At 53.6% G+C, this 16,069-nt stretch carries 17 protein-coding genes and 2 riboswitches; of the genes, 14 read left to right on the forward strand and 3 right to left on the reverse strand.

Going from position 1 to position 16,069, the window contains the following annotated elements; translation table 11 throughout:
- Window positions 1-28 precede the first annotated feature (28 nt).
- Window positions 29-1,111, forward strand: coding sequence for a cobalt-precorrin 5A hydrolase (locus B5F07_RS15920; RefSeq protein WP_087162242.1), 1,083 nt, complete (start codon window positions 29-31; stop codon window positions 1,109-1,111).
- A gap of 94 nt (window positions 1,112-1,205) precedes the next feature.
- Here the strand turns inward: B5F07_RS15920 and B5F07_RS15925 are convergent, their stop codons facing one another.
- Entirely contained in the window at window positions 1,206-1,562 is a 357-nt protein-coding gene (locus tag B5F07_RS15925; protein ID WP_087162243.1) for a P-II family nitrogen regulator, read from the reverse strand.
- A gap of 65 nt (window positions 1,563-1,627) precedes the next feature.
- Window positions 1,628-2,869: an ammonium transporter gene (locus B5F07_RS15930; protein WP_087162244.1), complete on the reverse strand. Its 1,242-nt coding sequence runs from the start codon at window positions 2,867-2,869 to the stop codon at window positions 1,628-1,630.
- 344 nt (window positions 2,870-3,213) lie between these two features.
- On the opposite strand from B5F07_RS15930, the gene cobK reads away from it, so the two are divergent.
- Window positions 3,214-4,053: a precorrin-6A reductase gene (gene cobK / locus B5F07_RS15935; protein WP_242972560.1), complete on the forward strand. Its 840-nt coding sequence runs from the start codon at window positions 3,214-3,216 to the stop codon at window positions 4,051-4,053.
- A 9-nt stretch (window positions 4,054-4,062) separates the two neighbouring features.
- Here cobK and B5F07_RS15940 read toward each other — a convergent pair whose 3' ends face one another.
- A complete protein-coding gene (locus B5F07_RS15940) occupies window positions 4,063-5,310 on the reverse strand; it encodes an AraC family transcriptional regulator (RefSeq protein ID WP_087162245.1) in 1,248 nt (415 codons plus the stop codon).
- A gap of 215 nt (window positions 5,311-5,525) precedes the next feature.
- Here B5F07_RS15940 and B5F07_RS15945 point away from each other — a divergent pair, with 215 nt between their 5' ends.
- The 12 genes from B5F07_RS15945 to B5F07_RS16000 form a co-directional block, all read left to right on the forward strand.
- Window positions 5,526-6,173, forward strand: a complete 648-nt coding sequence (locus tag B5F07_RS15945) for a cobalamin B12-binding domain-containing protein (RefSeq protein ID WP_087162246.1) — start codon at window positions 5,526-5,528, stop codon at window positions 6,171-6,173.
- A 12-nt stretch (window positions 6,174-6,185) separates the two neighbouring features.
- Window positions 6,186-6,311, forward strand: a riboswitch (cobalamin riboswitch).
- 77 nt (window positions 6,312-6,388) lie between these two features.
- Entirely contained in the window at window positions 6,389-8,575 is a 2,187-nt protein-coding gene (locus B5F07_RS15950) for an ASKHA domain-containing protein (RefSeq protein ID WP_242972561.1), read from the forward strand.
- 73 nt (window positions 8,576-8,648) lie between these two features.
- Window positions 8,649-9,194, forward strand: coding sequence for a cob(I)yrinic acid a,c-diamide adenosyltransferase (locus tag B5F07_RS15955; protein WP_087162247.1), 546 nt, complete (start codon window positions 8,649-8,651; stop codon window positions 9,192-9,194).
- A gap of 6 nt (window positions 9,195-9,200) precedes the next feature.
- A riboswitch (cobalamin riboswitch) is annotated at window positions 9,201-9,393 on the forward strand.
- Window positions 9,394-9,490: 97 nt separating this feature from the next.
- Window positions 9,491-10,300, forward strand: coding sequence for an energy-coupling factor ABC transporter permease (locus B5F07_RS15960; protein WP_087162248.1), 810 nt, complete (start codon window positions 9,491-9,493; stop codon window positions 10,298-10,300).
- An 11-nt stretch (window positions 10,301-10,311) separates the two neighbouring features.
- On the forward strand, window positions 10,312-10,629 hold the full coding sequence (locus tag B5F07_RS15965; RefSeq protein WP_087162263.1) for an energy-coupling factor ABC transporter substrate-binding protein: 318 nt from the start codon (window positions 10,312-10,314) through the stop codon (window positions 10,627-10,629).
- Window positions 10,602-11,399 (forward strand): cobalt ECF transporter T component CbiQ, encoded by a 798-nt coding sequence (cbiQ, locus tag B5F07_RS15970; RefSeq protein WP_330397852.1) that lies wholly within the window; start codon window positions 10,602-10,604, stop codon window positions 11,397-11,399. Before B5F07_RS15965 ends, cbiQ begins: the two co-directional genes overlap by 28 nt.
- Window positions 11,381-12,238 carry an energy-coupling factor ABC transporter ATP-binding protein gene (locus tag B5F07_RS15975; protein WP_242972562.1) on the forward strand — a complete coding sequence of 286 codons (858 nt, stop codon included), beginning with the start codon at window positions 11,381-11,383 and terminating at the stop codon, window positions 12,236-12,238. The genes cbiQ and B5F07_RS15975 overlap by 19 nt, the downstream gene beginning before the upstream one ends.
- Before the next feature lie 23 nt (window positions 12,239-12,261).
- Window positions 12,262-13,032: a sirohydrochlorin cobaltochelatase gene (locus B5F07_RS15980; RefSeq protein ID WP_087162250.1), complete on the forward strand. Its 771-nt coding sequence runs from the start codon at window positions 12,262-12,264 to the stop codon at window positions 13,030-13,032.
- Window position 13,033: 1 nt separating this feature from the next.
- A complete protein-coding gene (cbiD, locus tag B5F07_RS15985) occupies window positions 13,034-14,284 on the forward strand; it encodes a cobalt-precorrin-5B (C(1))-methyltransferase CbiD (protein ID WP_087162251.1) in 1,251 nt (416 codons plus the stop codon).
- Window positions 14,196-14,969 carry a precorrin-2 C(20)-methyltransferase gene (locus B5F07_RS15990; protein WP_087162252.1) on the forward strand — a complete coding sequence of 258 codons (774 nt, stop codon included), beginning with the start codon at window positions 14,196-14,198 and terminating at the stop codon, window positions 14,967-14,969. The genes cbiD and B5F07_RS15990 overlap by 89 nt, the downstream gene beginning before the upstream one ends.
- Window positions 14,966-15,748 carry a precorrin-4 C(11)-methyltransferase gene (gene cobM, locus B5F07_RS15995; protein WP_087162253.1) on the forward strand — a complete coding sequence of 261 codons (783 nt, stop codon included), beginning with the start codon at window positions 14,966-14,968 and terminating at the stop codon, window positions 15,746-15,748. The genes B5F07_RS15990 and cobM overlap by 4 nt, the downstream gene beginning before the upstream one ends.
- 4 nt (window positions 15,749-15,752) lie before the next feature.
- A partial coding sequence (locus B5F07_RS16000) for an SAM-dependent methyltransferase (RefSeq protein ID WP_242972563.1) occupies window positions 15,753-16,069 on the forward strand: 317 nt, incomplete at its 3' end.

Here is a 16,069-nt window from a genome sequence, read left to right on the forward strand (position 1 = left end):
AGGCAAATGCAGAAAGTTGGAGAACACAATGACAGACATGATTATATTCAGTTTTACAAGAACCGGAACGGAGCTGAACCGGAAGCTCTGCGGGCTCTGTGCGGCAGGAACGTGTCAGGGATATGCTGTGAAAAAATATGCCCTGGAATATGAAAAGGACGGCATCCTGCCGCTGCCTGATCCCGTGAGAGAGTTTATCGGGAGGCAGTGGGGGAAAAGCGCCTTTCTTTTCGTCGGCGCTGCCGGAATCGCGGTGCGGTATATCGCACCTTTTGTGAAGGACAAGTTTACAGATTCCCCGGTCCTGGTGATCGATGAGAAGGGGCGCTATGTGATCCCGATCCTGTCCGGACATGTGGGCGGTGCTGCATCCCTGGCGGATGAGATTGCCGCACAAATCGGGGCGACGGCGGTTCACACGACAGCGACGGATGTGCAGCAGAAGTTTGCGGTGGATGTATTTGCAAAAAGAAACAACCTTCTGATCGGGGACCGCACAGCGGCGAAGCGGATATCGGCGGCCGTTCTGGAAGGAGATAGGGTCGGGTTTTATATTGCCTGCAAAGATGTGGAAATCCGGGGAAAGATGCCGGAAGAACTGATATTCTGTAAAACGGCGGAAGAAGCAGAAAGGCAGAAGTACAGGATTATTGTGTCCGGAGAATCCTGCGGAATCAGTCCGTTTCCGGAAGAGAATACGCTTGTTCTGTATCCGCGGAGGATTACGGCAGGGATCGGATGCCGGCGGGGAGTCAGCCCGGAACTGTTGGAAAAAGGGTTCCTTGAGGTACTCGGGGAAAGCGGAATCCTGCCCGGGGAAGTGGAAGCCATCGCAAGCATAGACCTGAAAAAAAAGGAGCCTGCACTGCTGGCTCTCTCTGAAAAATATGGAATCCCGTTTTTTACATACTCTGCGGAACAGTTGAACGAAGTCCCGGCAGTGAGCTCGGAATCCGCGTTTGTAAAGGAAATTACCGGCGTGGACAATGTATGTGAGAGAGCTGCCCTTTACCACAGGAAAGGGGCAAGGCTGATCCGGGAGAAGTGGAAGGGCGGGCAGATGACAGCGGCGCTTGCCGCACACCCGGTCATACTGAAATTTACGGATTAGGGCTTCCGCGTTTTTGTCCGGGATGTCCGGAAAGAGAAAAAGAACGGAGCAGATATTCCACCCACTCCGTTCTTTTTCTCTTTCCCCGCAGCTCTCAGTCATTGGACTGCAGTGCATCGTATCCGGTTTCCTGTGTACGGATCTTTAAGGCACTGCGGATCTCATAGCTGAAGATCTTACCGTCTCCGACTTCCCCGGTGTATGCTGCCTTACAGATCGCCTCGATCGTTTTTTTCTCCCATTCCTCGGAAGAGACGACGATCTCAAATTTGATCTTCGGCTGCATGAAGATTTCCACCTCGGATCCGCGGACGATTTCCTTGTACCCGCGCTGCGCTCCGCATCCCATAACCTGGGAGACCGTGATGCCGTTGACGTCGATATCGTTGAGCGCCTGCTTTACATCTTCAAATTTTTCTTCTCTGACGATTGCTTCTACTTTGATCATCATAATAAATGTTTCCTCCTCACTTCACGAAACTTCACAATTATTTTCACGATACTGCCAAATCCGTCTTATGAATCCAGACCGTTGAAGGACGGATAAGCACTCTCGCCATGCTGTGTAACGTCCATGCCGATCATCTCGTCTTTCTGGTCAACACGCAGCTTCGTGAAGATGCGGATGATGCCGATGCAGATCAGTGTACCTGCAACTGCGACTGCAATGGTGACAAGGATACTGATGATCTGTGCCACGAACAGCCTTGTCTCGCCAAATACAAGACCATCCCACTGTGCCACGGAGTTGATGGATGACTGTCCGAACAATCCGGTTGCAATGCCGCCCCAGATACCGCCGATGCCATGGCATCCGAATGCGTCGAGGGCATCATCGATTTTCAGTTTGTGTTTGATGAAGTTCATCATAAAGTAGCAGATCGGGCTTACCAGTGCGCCGATGATAAATGACGCCCAGATCGGGACGAATCCTGCTCCCGGAGTGATTGCCACAAGTCCTACTACAAGACCGGTACATGCGCCTACCAGGGTCGGTTTTCCGTCTTTTACCGTATCGAGGAGCATCCACATCAGAAGTGCGGCTGCCGCAGAGATGGATGTTGTCATAAATGCATGTGCTGCAAGACCGTCTGCTGCGAGAGCACTTCCTGCGTTGAATCCGTACCAGCCAAACCACAGAAGCGCTGCGCCCAGTGCGACAAACGGAATATTGTGGATGCGGTAGGATGTCTTCTCATATCCTTTTCTTCTGCCAAGGTAGATGGCAAGTACAAGAGCGCTGACACCGGAGCTGATATGTACGACGTTTCCGCCTGCAAAGTCAACAGAGCCGATGGATGCAAGGAATCCGCCCTGTCCCCATACCATGTGTGCCATCGGATAGTAAACAATAACAGACCAGAGGGCGATGAAAGCAAAGAGTGCTTTGAATTTCATTCTTCCGACCACTGCACCGGTGATCAGCGCCGGTGTGATCATGGCAAACATCATCTGGAACGCTGCATAAACGAGGTGGGGAATACTGTCAGAATACGGTCCTGGCTCCCAGCCGACTCCGTTTAACGCTGCCCAGCGGAAATCTCCGATAATGCCGCCGTGGTTGCCGCCGAATGCAAGGGAATAACCGAAAAGCGTCCACATGATAACGGAAAGCCCCATAATCGATACGCAGGCCATCATCGTGTTTACAACGTTTTTCCTTCGAACCAGACCTCCATAGAAGAAAGCAAGTCCGGGCGTCATAATGAATACGAGCGCCGTGCAGATCATCATAAATCCTGTGTTTCCTGTGTCCATAAAAATACCTCCCAAATTCCTGTTTGATTTAGTCTTTTGGAAATTTCCTAAAAACAAGAAAAGGTGCCTGATGGATGCCGGCGTTTTTTTCGCCTCATCATCAGACACCTTTGTCTTGCAACAAGGATAACAGATCGCACTCTGGAAATCAAGAAAAAAAGAAAGAAAAAGCTGAGATTTGTTAAAATTTTAAGAAAATTATTATAAAAAAATAAAATTATCCGGCAGATTTACAGAAGAATATTCCGGTGGTAAAATAACAGGGGCATAAGTATATGCCGAAATGAAATCGGGAAGAACTGGCTGAAAAGCAGGCTGAAAAACAGACAGAGAAGGAAAACAGTATGACAGATAACAGTATGACAGATAACAGAGAAAGACCGTCGCTGCTCATTTTCGCGGGGACAACCGAGGGACGGCTTCTGGCACAATACGCATCGGAGAAAAAGATCCCCTGTTATGTGAGCACGGCGACGGAGTATGGAAAAAGTATCCTGGAAGGGATTGAGAACATTGAAAAAATATCCGGCAGGATGGACGAGAGAGAGATAAGGCGCTTTATTAAAGAGAAAAAGATCCGTCTGGTGATCGACGCTACCCACCCCTTCGCAGTGGCGGCTACGGAGAATATCCGGCAGGCGTGCGCAGAAACAGGCGCCGGATATGTGCGCTGCCTGAGGCAGGAGGGGGCTGCGGAAGCAGAAGAAGGCACCGGCACAGTGGCGGAAGAAAACGCGTATAGAGTAAGAAAAGAGCGCATAAAAGTTGTGGCGTCTGTAAAGGAGGCGGCAGAGTTCCTGAAAAATACCGGGGGAAATATCCTGATCGCTACGGGGAGCAAGGAACTGAAATATTATACGGAGATTCCGGATTACCGGGAGAGATGTTATGCCCGGGTGCTGTCTACTCCGGCGGCGGTGCAGGAAAGCGCTGCCCTCGGCTTTGAGGGACGCCACCTGATCGCCATGCAGGGACCTTTTTCCGCGGAGATGAACCTGGCGCTCCTGCATCAGGTAAATGCCCGGTATTTTGTGACCAAGGAATCCGGAAAGACAGGCGGCTTTTATGAGAAGCTGGAGGCGGCGGAAAAGACAGGGGCTGTCCTGGTAGTTGTGGGACGCCCGGAAGAAAAGGGAAAGAGCCTGGAAGAAACAGAGCGTATACTGAATGAATTTGCCGGGTGATACACGTCCCTACCGGAACTGCTTCGGCGTAAGCCCGGTATATTTTTTGAACACTTTGGAAAAATAGCTCTGGTCCTCGAATCCCGTGGCAATCGCGATGTCGATGATCGAATAGTCCGTATTTGCCAGGAGCCGCTTGCTCTCCTCGATCCGCACCATGTTCAGGTACTCCTTGAAAGAAGACCCGGTGGAACTCTTGAAAAGAGTGGAGAAATAGGAGGGATGGAGGTGTACATATGCCGCCACTTCCTCCAGGGTGAGCGGGGAATTGAAATTTTCCGAGATATAGAGCATGGCTTTCTTGATGATCTCGCTGTTTTTCGAGGGAATGTAGTTGAACATGCTCTCGGAGAATGTCTCCACGATCTCCTGCAGTTTGTGGCAGAGGGTGTCCATGGTGGTGATGTTCTGAAGGTTCTGGAGGAACTGGTTGTTCAGCTTCAGAATACTGTCCGTGGGGGCGCCGCCCTCGATGGCAGTCCGGGACAGGAGAGAACACAGTTCGATCGCCCTTGCCTTCACCACGTCCAGGCTGTTCCCCTGGGAAAAGAGTACATAGCCGAGCAGGTCGTTGAGCACGGCGTTGGCCTCCCGGACATCTCCCCGGCGCACTTTGCTGATGAGCTCCTTTTCCTTTTCATACGGATAGGAGTCCGCTCGGATACTGCCGTCCTTATAGCGCTGAATGGACTCGCTGATCCGGGACTGCTGCAGAAGTTTCTGGTTGTTCTGTTTCAGCTCATCCTTGCTGTCCGCGATCAGATTTGAGAAGAGGTAGAACAGCAGGTGGCTGATATGGTTCACCTGGGCGGGGGCGATGACAGGCAGTTCGTTCGCGTCATCGTAGAGTTCCAGCGCATCATCCAGGGGAATGTGGTACCTTCTGGTAACGTCGGAGATCAGAATGGAGTCTGCCTCGTCCATCAGAAAAGGGCCCACGAGAATCGATCCCAGGAATGTTTTCTTGGTGATCAGCGGGAATACGATGTGGTTTAAGTCTGCATGGCAGGCGAATATGTAAGGCTCTCCCAGGGAGATTGCCTTTTTGCTGGCGGATATGTGAAGTTTCTCACAGGTCTCCGAGTCAGGGAGATATTTCTGGAAACGGCTGCAGAAGCAGGGGGTATCGCCCACAGATACAAGCATCTCCCCGTTCTCGTTGATGATCTGGATGGGAAGATGGATGCAGGCGTGGAAAGTCTCTGCCATCCCTTTTAATGTTGTCTCGGATACAATGGAATATAATAACTGGTTCACGGAAGATGCCTCCTCGAATATTTATCTTTTTATCCAAAAAAAATACAAAGTTCTCAGTGCCCCTATCATAACATAGAAATCGGTTAACCGGACAAAAAAACTTTCCATATGGTTCAATACATTACAAAAATAAAAATAATCCAAAAAAATTACCAAAATACCGGGGACGATATTCCTATAATAAAGGCACAATAAATAATGTGGAGGTCACAATCATGGGAATCATTGAAGAAATGTCAGAGTATCTTCAGAAAGGAAGAGCAAAAAATGTAAAGGCGCTTGTACAGCAGGCGCTGGATGAGAACATGGATCCGAAGGTGATCTTAAACGACGGACTTCTTTCCGGCATGATGATCATCGGAGAAAAATTCAAAAATAACGAAGTGTTCGTTCCGGAAGTACTTGTCGCTGCAAGGGCAATGAACGCGGGTCTTGCAATTCTTGAGCCGAAGCTGGTTGAGATCGGAAACGAGCCGGTAGGAAAAGCCGTAATCGGAACCGTACAGGGAGATCTTCATGACATCGGAAAGAACCTTGTCGTTATGATGTTAAAAGGCGCCGGATTCGAGATCGTTGATCTCGGAGTTGACGTGGACCCGGCTTCCTACATTGACAAGGCTGAGGAAGTGGGAGCAGATATCATCTGTATGTCCGCGCTTCTTACAACGACAATGCCGAAAATGCAGGACTGCATCGATCAGCTCAAAGAGAGAGGCCTGCGTGACAAGTACATCGTTATGGTCGGCGGCGCTCCGGTAAATGAGAGTTTCTGCGAACAGATCGGCGCCGACTACTATACGCCGGATGCTGCAACCTGCGCGGAAGTTGCAAAGAAAGTTGTAACGGAGAGAAAAGCAGGCTGACAGAGGGCTTACAAGGAAACCAGTGGAAATCTGGTACAGGCTTACCCCTACTGTATGCAGGGACAAAGGACAGAATGCCATTGCCGCATAAGGACGGTGAGAAGGCGTCCGTAGGATGATCTGCAAGTCAGGAAACTTGATTACATAAGGCTCGGTCTTGGGTGGGAGACGGGCTTCTTTTTATTAGCGCAATTGATGGAAGGAAAACGAATACGATGAAGAAAACTGATTTTGACATCCGGATATCTGCGGAAAATGTATGCGCCTCCATCGGCGCAGATGAAAAAAGTGATCTCCATGAGGAGATCATGGAGGAACTAAGAGAGATGCTTCCCGCGGCATACGAAAAAATCCGTCCGACAGCACTTCTTGAGTTCGGAAGCCTGGAAGGATATTCTGTGGAAAAAGAAGGACGGGAGATAAAAGAAGCCTTGTTCTGCCTGTGCACGGTCGGAAAAGAGATGGTTGAGTGGTCTACCAGGCTGTTCGCGGAGGGAAACTGTCTCGGCGGCATGCTTGTGGATGCCATGTCAGATGACTATCTGTTCCAGATGGACGATGTGCTCCAGGAGTCGGCAGTGGCGATGTGCCGGGGAAAAGGGTTCGGCATTGCAGGCCGCGCCGAGGCGCCCCAGGATGTACCCATGAGCATCCAGAAGCGGGCCTACGAAGTGACCGGGGCTGCAGGAGAAGGGATCGGGATCACCTCGGGATTCATGTATGATCCTGTGAAAACCGTGTGCAACATCTATCTTCTGGACGATGACACGGAACGGTTCCGCCCGGAACATGACTGCAGTACCTGTACAAACTATTCCTGCAGGCGGAGAAACCTTCCGACAGTGAATGTCCGCGTGGTGACAAAAGAAAAGGCGGTTGTCATCCGTGCCCGGAAGTCCGAGCCCCTTCTGCGCAGCCTGCAGGAGAACGGCCTGTTTCTTCCCGCTGTCTGCGGAGGCAGGGGAACCTGCGGAAAATGCGGGGTGCGTTTTCTGAACAGAGCGCCGGAGCCGTCCGTGGAGGACAGGCGTTTTTTTGAGGAGGAAAAGCTTGCAGAAGGCTGGAGGCTGGCCTGCTGTGTTTATCCGAAACAGTCCTGTACGGTGGAGCTCTTTGAGAGTGAGAGCGGTAATTTTGTTGTCCTGGCGGGAGAAGAGGATCAGCCGGAGAAGAGAGCGGACGGGGAGTACGGGATCGCCGTGGATATCGGGACTACCACCCTGGCTCTGCAGCTGGTGGACCTTAAGACGAAGGAGACCGTCGATGTCTTTACGGATATCAACCGCCAGCGGGCTTACGGCGCTGATGTGATCAGCCGGATCGAGGCGTCCAACTCCGGGAAAAAGGAAGAGCTCAAGCGCAGTATCCGGGAGGATATCCTGCGGGGAACTGCCGCGCTGACGGAAAACGGGAAGATCCGGGTCCGCCGCATGGTAATCGCGGCGAATACCACCATGGTTCATCTGCTGATGGGGTATTCCTGCGAGACACTGGGCGTATTTCCGTTTACCCCGGTGAACATCCGGACGATCCGCACATCGTACCGGGAAATGTTCGGGAATATGGTGTCCGGGCAGCCGTCCCTGCAGGGCGGTGCGGACATGGCGGATTTTGAGATCATTGTGTGTCCGGGAATCTCCACCTATGTGGGGGGAGATATTGTCTCCGGGTTAAGTGTCCTCTCTTTCGACCGGAAGGACAAGCCCTGCGTCCTCATCGATCTCGGCACAAACGGCGAGATGGCAGTCGGCTGCGGGGAGAGGATCCTCTCTGCGTCCACGGCGGCAGGTCCGGCTTTTGAGGGCGGAAATATCGTATGCGGAACCGGAAGCATCCCGGGCGCCATATGCAAAGTGGAGACAGACGGAGAGCAGGTGAAGGTATTCACTATCGGAAACGCGCCGGCCCGGGGGATCTGCGGAACCGGAGTGATAGACACGGTCTGTGAGCTGAAGAAGAACGGGATCATCGATGAGACCGGGCTTATGGAGGAACCGTACTTTGAAGACGGATTTCTTCTCTCGGAGGAAAACGGCGGTATCCGCTTTTATCAGAAGGACGTCCGGGAGATACAGCTCGCCAAGTCTGCGGTCCGGGCGGGGCTTGAGACGCTGATTTCAAAATACGGCGTCACATACGAAGAGATCGACCGCATCTATATTGCCGGCGGATTCGGATATCAGATGGATATCCATAAGGCGGTGGATATCGGACTTCTTCCGGCTGAGTGTGAGGAGAAGATCGAAGCTGTGGGCAATACAAGCCTGAGAGGAGCGGTGCAGTGCCTGACAGAGGAAGACGCCCTGGAGAGAATGGAGAGCATGGCGGAAAAGGCGGATGAAGTTCCGCTCTCCAGTGATAAGGAATTCCAGGAATACTATATGGAATACATGTATTTCTGAGATTGCATAATGAAAGACGGTGTGATAAACTAAAAAACGTCAGGTCAGAATTTGAGATGGAGGAGAATCAGCTATGTCCCGGGGATTGATTCATATTTACTGCGGAGACGGAAAAGGAAAGACATCGGCGGCCATCGGACTTGCCGTGCGCGCTGCAGGGTGCGGGATGAAGGTCCTTTTCGTACGTTTCCTGAAAAATGAGGATTCCGGGGAACTGAAGATCCTGGACTCTGTCCCCGGGATTGATGTGATCCATATGGACAGATCCTACGGCTTTTTCCGGACCCTGTCGCAGAAGGAGCAGAATGAGGTCAGGGCCATGTACGGCAGGCTCTGGCGGAGAATCCTGCTCCTGGCCGGGCAGGAGGAAAGCAAAAGCCCTCATCCTTTTGACATGCTTGTTATGGATGAATTCATGGCAGCTTACAATTACGGGCTGATTCCACATGATGAGGCGCTGAAGTTCCTGGCAGAGAAACCGGAACATCTTGAGGTTGTCCTGACCGGAAGAAATCCGGACAGGAGACTGACCGAACTGGCGGACTATATATCAGAGATCCGCAAAGTCAGGCATCCCTTCGACCGCGGCATTGCGGCGAGAAGAGGGATCGAGTACTGATGCCAGATCCGGCATACATTTAAAAGACAAGAGGAAGTCAGGTGAGAGTCCTGCACAATACCCGTTGCTGTATTGGAGGAGCAGTGTTCCACCTCTGTGCGAACCGCACGGAAGCCACTGCGGGGCAAGTCCCTGTGGGAAGGCGGAGCACCTGCGTTGATTCCTGAGTCAGAATATTCACTTTTAAATGGATCTGGTGGTTACGGGAATATGACCGGGGTATGCTGCAATTCTTTTCCTGTTTTGTGGCACCTGGAATATTCAGAACAACTGTCACGAAAAAGGAGAGATGAAACATGACAAAAAAGGAAAAAATCTTACTGAAGGCATCAGCGGCATTCGCAGTGCTTTTTGCCGCTGCACCCGTGGCGAATGCCATGCACATCATGGAGGGCTATCTCCCGGCGGGATACTGTATCGCCTGGGGCGTCGTCTGCCTGCCGTTTCTGGTCGCAGGCTTTCTTTCCCTGAAGAAAAAGATTAAGGAAAACAGAAGAAATATGACACTGATCGCCATGGCGGGGGCGTTTATCTTCGTGATCTCCTCGCTCAAGATCCCGGCACCGACGGGAAGCTGTTCCCACATGACCGGGACAGGGCTCGGCGCGATCCTTTTCGGACCTGCAGCAGTCAGCATCCTGGGGATCATCGTGCTGCTCTTCCAGGCGATTCTTCTGGCACACGGGGGACTTACCACTCTGGGAGCCAACACATTTTCCATGGCGGTTGCAGGACCGCTGGTGTCTTTCGGTATTTATAAACTCTGCGGGAAACTGAAGGTAAACCGGAAGGTTTCCGTATTCCTGGCAGCGTGTCTCGGGGACCTCTTTACCTACTGTGTGACCAGCATCCAGCTCGCGCTTGCCAATCCTTCGGAAGCAGGCGGTGTGGGCGCTTCGGCTGTGAAATTCCTGGGCGTTTTTGCTCCGACCCAGCTTCCGCTGGCAGTGATCGAGGGGATCCTGACGGTGGTGATTGTGATCGGCCTGGAGACTTATGCAGGACCGGAGCTTCGCAGAATCGGCTTTCTTCCGGAGCGGAGCGCGGGCGCATCAGCAGATATTGCAGAGGGACACGGCACGGAAAAAGGAGGTGCAGGGAAATGAAGAAGATTCATATGAGTAAGAATACAAAAACAGTGATCATCCTGCTCGTTCTCGCAGTCGTGATCGCCGTGATCCCCCTGGTGCTGAACCGGGATGCAGAGTTCGGCGGTTCAGACGATGCGGGAAGCGTGATGATCGAGGAGATCCGGGGAGAGTACACCCCATGGTTTACACCGGTGCTTGAGACAGCTCTGGGCGGGGAACTTCCGGGTGAAGTAGAAAGCCTGATCTTCTGCGTGCAGACCGGGATCGGCGTGGGCGTCATCGCCTTTTTCATGGGACGCTTTGTGGAGCGCAGAAAGTGGATGAAAGGAACGGATCAGGAATGATCATGATAGACAGTCTGTGCTGCCGGTCCCGGCTGCGGGATAAAAATGCGGGGGTAAAATCGGCGTTCGCCCTGATTACCCTGGTGATCTGCATTGCCGCCCGGTCCTTTCCGGTTTCCGCGGTGGTGTTCGTCACAAACGGAGTGCTGACGGTGTGGAAGGGGAAAATCCCCGCCTCTTCCTACGTCAGGCTTCTTCTGGTCCCGGCTGCATTCCTCCTTGCGGGGATGGCTGTGATAATCGTGAATATTTCCGATGTGCCCATGGATGCTTTCGCCATACCGGCAGGAAGATGGTATCTGACCGGAAGCCGTCATGCCGTTCTTGAGGCACTGGAACTCGGAGGGGCAGCGATGGCTTCGGTCACATGCCTGTATTTTCTGGCGCTGAATACTTCCGTGACGGATATCCTGGGGGTACTGAGAGCGCTTCACTGTCCGTCTCTTCTGACAGAGCTGATGATGCTGATCTACCGGTTCATCTTCCTTCTGATGGAGACGGCGTCGGCGCTGATGACAGCCCAGGAGGCAAGGCTCGGGAACCGGAACCTGCGCACAGGGCTTCGCTCTTTCGGGATGATGGGAACTGCTCTGTTCCTGCGTTCCCTCAAGCGGGCTAATGCCCTCTATGACGCCATGGAGGCGCGCTGCTACGACGGGGAGATCCGGGTGCTTGCCAGGAAACAGCCGGCAGAGGCGGGGGACATCCTTCTGACGGTACTGTTTGAGGCGGCGCTTACAGGAGTGATGATATGGAGCAGGATAAGATGAAAGAGGACAGTGTAATCCGTGTGGAGAATCTCTCCTACACTTATGAAGGAAATGACAGAAAGGCGCTGGACGGGATCAGCCTTGAGATCGGAAGGGGCAGAAAGGTTGCCTTTATGGGCGGAAACGGGTCGGGAAAATCCACCTTTTTTCTCTGCCTGAACGGACTGCTCCGTCCCCGGGAAGGGCGGATTCTGATCGACGGGCAACCCATCCGCTATACAAGGAAAGGTCTCCTGGAGGTGAGAAAAAAAGTCGGAATCGTATTCCAGGAGCCGGACAACCAGCTCTTTTCCGCCAGTGTTTACCAGGAGATCTCATTCGGGATCCTGAACCTGGGGGCGGACGAGCAGACAGCCAGGCGTGAGGTGGAGCATGTGATAGCGGAACTGGGGATCGCGCCGTTTCAGGATCGTCCGGCCCATGCGTTAAGCGGCGGGCAGAAGAAACAGGTTGCCATCGCGGACATCCTGGTAATGCATCCGGAGATCATAATCCTGGATGAACCGGCAGCGGCTCTTGATCCGGAGCACACGGAGATCGTGCATCGGATTGTGGATGACCTCACCGGTCAGGGAATCACCGTCCTTATGTCCACCCATGATATCGACTATGCCCTTGGGTGGGCGGATGAGATCGTCCTTATGCATGAGGGAAAGGTGCTTCGCAAAGATGCGGCGCTTTCCGTGTGCATGGACAGGGAGGCGCTTGAGACGGCGCATCTGCGGGAACCGTCAGTCCTGCGGCTGTTCCGTAACCTGACGGAGAAGAAGATTTTAAAGGAAGGACGAAAGCCTCCGAAAACCATGGGACAGCTGGAAAGTTATTTGAGCGGGGAATAACCGGGAAAGACAGAGGAGCAGTTATGGAGAAAAAAGCAGTACTTATCGTAAGTTTCGGCACAAGTCATCTGGACACGATGGAGAAGACCATTGGGAAAATCGAGGAGGACGTATCGGAAGCATTTCCGGACAGGAAAGTTTACCGCGCCTTTACCAGCGGCATGATCATCCGGAAATTAAAGCGCACGGAGAATATGCAGATCGATACGGTAAAAGAGGCACTGGAGCGCATGGAAGCGGACGGGATTACGGACGTGGCGGTTCAGCCCACCCATATCATCAACGGAATCGAAAACGACCGCATGATGGAGGAGATTATGTCCGCCATGGGGAAATTCCACAGAATCCGCGTGGGCAAGCCTCTTCTGAGCAGCGTGGACGATTATAAGAAGGCGATCCACGCATTGATGGCGGAGACGGTTCTCCGGGAAGGAGAGGTTCTTGTGCTTATGGGACACGGAACGGAGCATCACGCAAACGCCGCCTACCCCATGCTGGAATATACCTTCCACGCCCTCGGATACACCCAGGTGCTTGTGGGAACTGTGGAGAGTTTCCCGGAGCTGAAAAACGTGATGACCAAACTGGAGATCTCCGGAAAGAAGAAAGTGCTTCTCATGCCCTTTATGCTTGTGGCCGGAGATCATGCGAAAAATGATATGGCAGGAGAGGAGGATTCCTGGAAGAGCGAGCTGGAAGCTGCGGGATATGAGGTCCGCGCCATGCTCAAGGGACTGGGAGAGTTTGAGGGAATCCGCCGGATCTTCCTGGAACATATCCGGGAGGCGCTCTGATATGGGAAGAGAGATCGGGAGAAACCGGTCCGGGCTGCGGTTCGGCTATACTACGGGAAGCTGTGCGGCAGCTGCGGCAAAGGCTGCCGCGCGTATGCTTCTCTCCGGCGAGGAGATTTTCGAGGTATCTCTGATGACGCCAAAGGGGATCGGCCTGAATCTGGAAGTGGAGGAGACGGGCAGAACATCCGGATGGGTACAGTGTGCTGTCCGCAAATTCAGCGGTGACGACCCGGATGTGACGGACGGCCTTCTGATTTTTGCCCGGGTGGAGAAGACCGGGGGAGAAGAGATCCTGCTGGAAGGCGGCAGCGGCGTGGGCAGGGTGACGAAGCCGGGGCTGGAACAACCGGTCGGCAGTGCTGCCATCAACCGGGTGCCCCGCCGGATGATCCGGGAAGCGGTCCGGGAAGTGTGCGGGGAATACGGATATACAGGGGGGATCCGTGTGACAGTCTCTGTGCCGGGCGGGGAAGAAACTGCAAAAAGGACATTTAATCCGAGGCTTGGAATTGAAGGCGGCATCTCGATTCTTGGCACCACGGGGTTCGTGGAGCCCATGAGTGAGAAGGCGCTGACGGATACCATATTTCTGGAAATGAAGATGCTGCATGAGAGCGGGCATGATTACTGCTTTGTAGTGCCCGGAAATTACGGGGCGGATTTCCTTGAGGACGCGCTTGGCGCAGATCCGGCTCTGGCGGTGAAATGCAGCAATTACGTGGGAGAGACAGTGGATGACGGGAAGATCCTGGGAATGAAGGGGCTTCTCTTTATCGGACATGCGGGGAAGTTCATCAAGCTTGCCGCAGGGGTGATGAATACCCATTCCCGGCAGGCGGACTGCCGGATGGAGGTGCTTGCCGCCCATGCGGCCATGGCAGGGGCCTCAAAAGAGCTGGTGAGAAAGATCATGGGATGCATCAACACCGACGAGGCGCTTCAGTTCCTCCGCCAGGCGGGGATTCTGGAGACTGTGATGGAGACTGTGATGGAGCGGATCGGTTATTACCTTGGCCTGCGGGCAGGGGAAGAGATGGAGATCGCAGCGGTCATGTTTTCCGGGAGGGAAATCCTCGGAATGACCCGGGGCGCCAAAGAGCTGCTTGAAACGATCCGTTCCGGAGAGGATAACAGAAAGATACAGGAGGAAGACAGAGACGATGCAGGGAACATTTACAGGAGCCGGAGTAGGGCCGGGAGATCCGGAACTGATGACACTCAAAGCGGTGCGGGCGGTACAGGCGTGTGATGTGATCGCCGTCCCGGTATCCGGCGCAGAGCTAAAAGAACCCTACTATGAAGAGGGGGATATGAGGGAACAGTCGAGGTTCTGGCTGGACCGGTGTGTGGCGTACGGGATTGCCGCCAGAGCGGTCCCGGAAGCCGCCGGGAAGGCAAGGCTTTTCCTGCCCATGCCGATGATTAAGGAAAAAGCGGTCTTAAAGGAAATCCACGACCGGGATGCGGCGCAGACGGCAGCGCTTCTGGATCAGGGGAAAAATGTAGTCTTTTTGACAATCGGAGATCCGTCCGTGTATTCCACCTGTATGTACGTCCATAAGAGACTCAAAGCCATGGGGTATCCCACGTCCCTGATTCCGGGAATCCCGTCTTTCTGCGCGGCGGCAGCGGTGCTTGACATCCCTCTTGTGGAGAACCGGGAGGAACTCCATGTGATCCCGGCTTCCTACGGGATCGAGGAGAGCCTTTCGCTTTCCGGTACAAAGGTACTCATGAAAGCGGGAAGAAAGATGCCCCGGGTGAAGGAGATCCTTTTAAGGGACGGAACGGACGCCAGGATGGTGGAAAACTGCGGGATGGACAGCCAGAAGATATACCGGAATGCCGGGGAGATCCCGGAAGAGGCAGGGTATTATTCCCTCCTCATCGTAAAAGAGAAGAAAAACAGTGGAAACGGAGGAGAAAGGGCATGATTACATTTGTCGGAGCAGGTCCCGGAGCGGAGGACCTGATCACAGTGAGAGGACAGGAACTCCTGAAAAGGGCGGATATCGTGATCTATGCGGGATCTCTTGTCAATCCGGGACTTCTCCGGGTGTGTCCTGAAGGCTGTGAGATCTACAACAGCGCAAAGATGACGTTGGAAGAAGTGATAGATGTGATGAGAGACGGACAGGCGCGGGGCAAAGAGATCGTCCGTCTCCACACAGGAGATCCCTGTCTCTACGGAGCCATCCGGGAGCAGATGGATCTGCTGGACAAAGAAGGCATCCCCTGGGAGGACTGTCCCGGGGTGAGCTCTTTTTGCGGAGCGGCAGCGGCCCTGGGAGCCGAGTACACCCTCCCCGGGATCTCCCAGTCCGTGGTGATTACGAGGATGGCAGGACGTACGCCCGTGCCGGAGAAGGAGTCGATCGCCTCTTTTGCCGCCCATCAGGCAACCATGGTGATTTTCCTGAGTACGGGAATGTTAAAGGAACTGTCCCGGGAACTGATCCGCGGAGGATATGCCCCGGATACTCCGGCCGCCATTGTCTACAAGGCGACCTGGTCGGATGAAAAGGTCCTGCGGTGTACTGTGGAGACGCTGGAGGAGACTGCCAGGGCAGAGCATGTGACAAAGACGGCGCTGATCATCGCAGGCAGGGTGCTGGACGGGGATTATGAGCGCTCAAAGCTCTACGACCCCGGTTTTACCACAGAGTTCCGGGAGGCGGTGCCCGGAAAGACAGAAGATCCGGGAAAGGAGTAGGAAGATGGCAAAGATATATGTGACGGGACTGGGACCCGGGGCGGGGGAGCAGATGACAGTCCGGGCGGAGAAGATTCTAAAAGAGGTTCCGGTGGTGATCGGCTATACGGTCTATATTGATCTGATCCGCAGCCAGTTTCCGGACAAGAAATATTTGACTACACCAATGCGCCGGGAGGCAGACCGGTGCCGGATGGCATTTGAGGAGGCAAAAAAGGGCACAGATGTGGCTATGGTCTGCAGCGGGGATCCGGGAATCTACGGCATGGCGGGGCTTCTCTACGAGATCGGGAAGGATGAGCCGGATGTGGAGATCGAGGT

The organism is Lachnoclostridium sp. An169, assembly GCF_002160525.1.
Taxonomy (GTDB): Bacteria; Bacillota; Clostridia; order Lachnospirales; family Lachnospiraceae; genus Mediterraneibacter; species Mediterraneibacter cottocaccae.

What these genes read in the sequence shown, in the direction of transcription:
- B5F07_RS15930 (WP_087162244.1), bottom strand. Translation starts at nt 2,869, where the DNA reads ATGGACACAGGAAACACAGGATTTATGATGATCTGCACGGCGCTCGTA.
- cbiD (WP_087162251.1), top strand. Translation starts at nt 13,034, where the DNA reads ATGGGAAGAGAGATCGGGAGAAACCGGTCCGGGCTGCGGTTCGGCTAT.
- B5F07_RS15975 (WP_242972562.1), top strand. Translation starts at nt 11,381, where the DNA reads ATGGAGCAGGATAAGATGAAAGAGGACAGTGTAATCCGTGTGGAGAAT.
- cobM (WP_087162253.1), top strand. Translation starts at nt 14,966, where the DNA reads ATGATTACATTTGTCGGAGCAGGTCCCGGAGCGGAGGACCTGATCACA.
- B5F07_RS15925 (WP_087162243.1), bottom strand. Translation starts at nt 1,562, where the DNA reads ATGATGATCAAAGTAGAAGCAATCGTCAGAGAAGAAAAATTTGAAGAT.
- B5F07_RS15965 (WP_087162263.1), top strand. Translation starts at nt 10,312, where the DNA reads ATGAGTAAGAATACAAAAACAGTGATCATCCTGCTCGTTCTCGCAGTC.
- cobK (WP_242972560.1), top strand. Translation starts at nt 3,214, where the DNA reads ATGACAGATAACAGTATGACAGATAACAGAGAAAGACCGTCGCTGCTC.
- B5F07_RS15960 (WP_087162248.1), top strand. Translation starts at nt 9,491, where the DNA reads ATGACAAAAAAGGAAAAAATCTTACTGAAGGCATCAGCGGCATTCGCA.
- B5F07_RS15980 (WP_087162250.1), top strand. Translation starts at nt 12,262, where the DNA reads ATGGAGAAAAAAGCAGTACTTATCGTAAGTTTCGGCACAAGTCATCTG.
- B5F07_RS15950 (WP_242972561.1), top strand. Translation starts at nt 6,389, where the DNA reads ATGAAGAAAACTGATTTTGACATCCGGATATCTGCGGAAAATGTATGC.
- B5F07_RS15955 (WP_087162247.1), top strand. Translation starts at nt 8,649, where the DNA reads ATGTCCCGGGGATTGATTCATATTTACTGCGGAGACGGAAAAGGAAAG.
- B5F07_RS15945 (WP_087162246.1), top strand. Translation starts at nt 5,526, where the DNA reads ATGGGAATCATTGAAGAAATGTCAGAGTATCTTCAGAAAGGAAGAGCA.
- B5F07_RS15920 (WP_087162242.1), top strand. Translation starts at nt 29, where the DNA reads ATGACAGACATGATTATATTCAGTTTTACAAGAACCGGAACGGAGCTG.
- B5F07_RS15990 (WP_087162252.1), top strand. Translation starts at nt 14,196, where the DNA reads ATGCAGGGAACATTTACAGGAGCCGGAGTAGGGCCGGGAGATCCGGAA.